Source organism: Alteromonas sp. AO-Serp (assembly GCF_017849675.1).
In the GTDB taxonomy this organism is placed as follows: Bacteria; Pseudomonadota; Gammaproteobacteria; order Enterobacterales; family Alteromonadaceae; genus Alteromonas; species Alteromonas macleodii.
In genome coordinates this window covers 1-3,465 of the sequence record NZ_JAFLMX010000289.1, presented here as the reverse complement: position 1 = coordinate 3,465, position 3,465 = coordinate 1, and the positions used below count along the sequence as shown (strand labels likewise).

The window sequence follows — 3,465 nt, the reverse complement described above, 5'->3', positions numbered from 1 at the left end:
TCCATGCCAAGCATATCCACAACTAGATTATTATAACCAAAGCAGCTACCGCGCTCACAAAGAATAACCTTATCGTTACCCGCTTCGCCTAGTTTCCCAATAATGTGACGCATTTCATGTGGTGCTAAAAATTGGGGCTTTTTCACATTGATAACGCTACCAGTCTTTGCCATTGCAACCACAAGGTCGGCTTGGCGCGCTAAGAAAGCGGGCAACTGAATAACATCTACTACTTCGGCAACGGGAGCCGCTTGGTGAGGCTCGTGCACATCAGTGATAAGTGGAACGTTAAAGGTCGACTTAATTTCTTCGAAAATACGCAGCCCCTCTTCCATTCCAGGCCCGCGGTACGAGGTAACCGATGAACGGTTCGCTTTATCAAATGATGCTTTGAAAACGTAAGGAATATTTAGCTTTTGCGTAACTTCAACGTAATGCTCTGCGATACGCATAGCGAGATCGCGAGACTCAAGTACATTCATTCCACCAAACAAAACGAAAGGCAAGTGGTTGGCAACGTCAACGTTACCCACATTAATAATCTGTTGAGATTCAGACATTATCTATTTCCAATTAAATCTTAAAAAAGAGGTTGTTTGGTTACAGCAACCATAGCCGTTGCCATAAGCACAACAAGCGCTGCTACGAAAAAGCTCCATTTGCCTAACGCTGTTTTGGCTTTTTTCAATGCAAACAATCCAAACACTATGTACAGCACCACGCCCACAACTTTAAATGTGAGCCATGCATTAACTAAAGGATATTGAGACAAAATAATGCATAGCCAAATTGCGCTGGCTAATAGCACGGTATCAATGATATGAGGGAGAATTTTAACCCATTTTTTGCTAAGTGCTGTAGCGTCGAATTGACTCCATATAAAGCGAAAGACAAAAAATAATATGCTCAAGCCAACGGCGGTCATGTGAAGGTGTTTAGCCATCATGTACATAATGTGTTCCTGTTCTTATTAGATAGTAAGGCTGCTTCTGGTTACTTTAACACAGGTGTTAATTGAGCCGATTTAGTTTTACAGCAATGCAAAATTCAACAGACTCAGAATACGAGTAGCAGACTCAAAAAAACAGGTGCATGTAGCACCTGCCTTCTTTTTAGTTATGGCGCCTGTCTAGAGGCTGTTATTGTAACGTATTACAGTACGTAAATAACGGAGAAATAAATCATTATGCGTCAGGGAATTGAGCTTGAATTGCCATAAAGGCCGGAAGGTCATTTAGCATACACTGAACTAAATCAGGGTCGAAGTGCTTGCCACTTTCCTCTTTCAATACGGCTTCAACCTTATCAATTGTCCACGCTGGCTTATACGGCCTTGCGTTTAACAGTGCATCAAACACATCAACTAACGTGGCAATACGGCTTTTTATATCAATTTCTTCGCCTTTAAGCCCGTCTGGATATCCCTTTCCATCCCAGCGTTCGTGATGTTGCTTTGCTAACATTGCTGCAAGTTGGATAGTGGGCCGGCTTGAATCTCGCAAGATCTGGTAACCAAATTCAGCATGCTGACGTATTTTAAATACTTCCTCTTCGGTTAACGGCGTCGTTTTGTGCAAAATAGATTTAGGCACTATAGACGTCCCAATATCATGGAGTGGCACGGCAAGGCGTAATGCGTGGATGTCTTGCTCGTTCAGCCCAACCTTTTCTGCCAACAGTTGCGCCATTTCAACCATTCTTGTGAGATTATTTGATGCATTTGACTCATGCTCTAACGCTCGACCTAAACGCTCAATTATTTCTTTCTGCGTCGCTTCAACATCTACGGTTTTAAGTACGTTGTCAAAAGCAAGCTGAACACTGTCTGAAAAGCGTTTTACCAGATGACGATCACTTTCCCCTATTCGTCTCGGTAATCCTGACAAGTACAAGAGTGCGCCATTGTGGCTTTTACTGTTGCAATAAGCCACAACGTGATCTTCTGCATAAACAATTTGCTTATCGCGCATGGCTCTTGCGCACAGGGCATATTCTTGTGCGCTAATCGCGTCTTTTAAAGGCACACCTTCCTTACTGGCGTACTCACCGTTGCCAGCAAAAACATATAGTTCGTCGTCACCCAGTTTATTGTTGCTGGTATTAATAGTACGCGATGTGGTTGCCACCGCTGTAGTAATGTAGGCTGCATCCTTTGAACAGCCCAGAATAGATGCCAGCTGTTGAATAATCCCCTGCATGAACTTTTCGAGGGAACGGGAGGAAAATAAATCCACAGACGCATCTATAATTTTTTCAAGGCCGCGTCTATTTTCTTCGATAACGATAATATCTCGATATGAGCGGAGCGCTGCAATGATAACAGTAAAAAGTTTTTGCGCGGTCAGTTCGGTTTTCGACTTGTAGTCGTTGATGTCGTAATTAATGATGACATCTTTTTCAGGGGCTTGGCCAGGTTGTCCAGTACGCAAAATAATACGCGTGAAATGATTGTCTAATTCGTTACGAACATACTCCGCCACTTTAAGACCGGCGTCATCAGTCTCCATAACAACATCAAGTAACACAACGGCGATATCATCATGGGTTTTGAAAATGGCCTTCGCTTCCTCTCCGCTATAGGCACTAACAAACTCAAGGGTTTTGCCATTTAAACTAAAGTCATTTAGCGCCAGCTTGGTAACGGCGTGTACTTCGGGTTCATCATCAACAATGAGTACTTTCCAGCTACCCAGATCATCTACTTCATTTTCATCGTCATCTTCTGCGAAAAGAAAGTCATCATTCATCTGGTACGTCCTGTAGTGTAAGAGATTGTTTAACTTAGTGCTTTTTGAGGTCTTACAACCGCTTAATAGATACTAATGTAAAACAAAATATTAGCAAGTTTGCAATTAAATTTTGATAACTACAGGAAAGATAATTTCTTTGGAAGTTGAAAACTACTGCCACTGTCCTAGCGTTACACGGTCATTGTCGCCGTAGTCTTTAACAGTTTTGACGTCTACAAATCCCGCATCTACGAGCAAAGCGTTAACCGCAACCCCTTGGTCAAAGCCGTGTTCGAATGCAAGTAAGGCACCTTTATTGAGATATTGCGGCGCGCTATTGATGATGTGTTTTATGTCGTCTAGGCCGTCAGTGCCCGAGGTTAATGCTGTTTTAGGTTCAAAACGCACGTCGCCCTCATTAAGGTATGGACTGGATTCTTCTATGTAAGGTGGGTTTGAAACAATAATGTCGAAGGTTTGACCTGCCAGCGCACTAAACCAATCACTTTGAACAAAATGCGCATTGGCTATGCTATTAGCTTGGGCATTACGGGTCGCAAGGTTCACCGCCCCCGCTTGAAAGTCTACGCCAGTAACGAATGCTTGTGGCAGTTCGCTCGCTAATGCCAGCGCAATGGCCCCAGTACCTGTTCCCAAATCACAGATTGATAAGGATGCAGAGGATTGCTGATTTGCCCAATTAAGCACTTGCTCAACTAGCACTTCGGTATCAGGC

General features: G+C 43.3%; 4 protein-coding genes. All 4 read right to left on the bottom strand.

All coding sequences use genetic code 11. The features are described from left to right. On the bottom strand, positions 1 to 560 hold a 560-nt coding region (kdsA, locus tag QVA83_RS18915; protein ID WP_287498806.1), incomplete at its 3' end, for a 3-deoxy-8-phosphooctulonate synthase. Between the two features lie 20 nt (positions 561 to 580). Beyond that, a complete protein-coding gene (locus tag QVA83_RS18910; protein WP_014949021.1) occupies positions 581 to 952 on the bottom strand; it encodes a SirB2 family protein in 372 nt (123 codons plus the stop codon). Between the two features lie 232 nt (positions 953 to 1,184). Next, a complete protein-coding gene (locus tag QVA83_RS18905; protein WP_014949020.1) occupies positions 1,185 to 2,747 on the bottom strand; it encodes a response regulator in 1,563 nt (520 codons plus the stop codon). Between the two features lie 153 nt (positions 2,748 to 2,900). Further along, the coding region (gene prmC, locus QVA83_RS18900) for a peptide chain release factor N(5)-glutamine methyltransferase (protein WP_287498805.1) at positions 2,901 to 3,465 on the bottom strand (565 nt) is incomplete at its 5' end.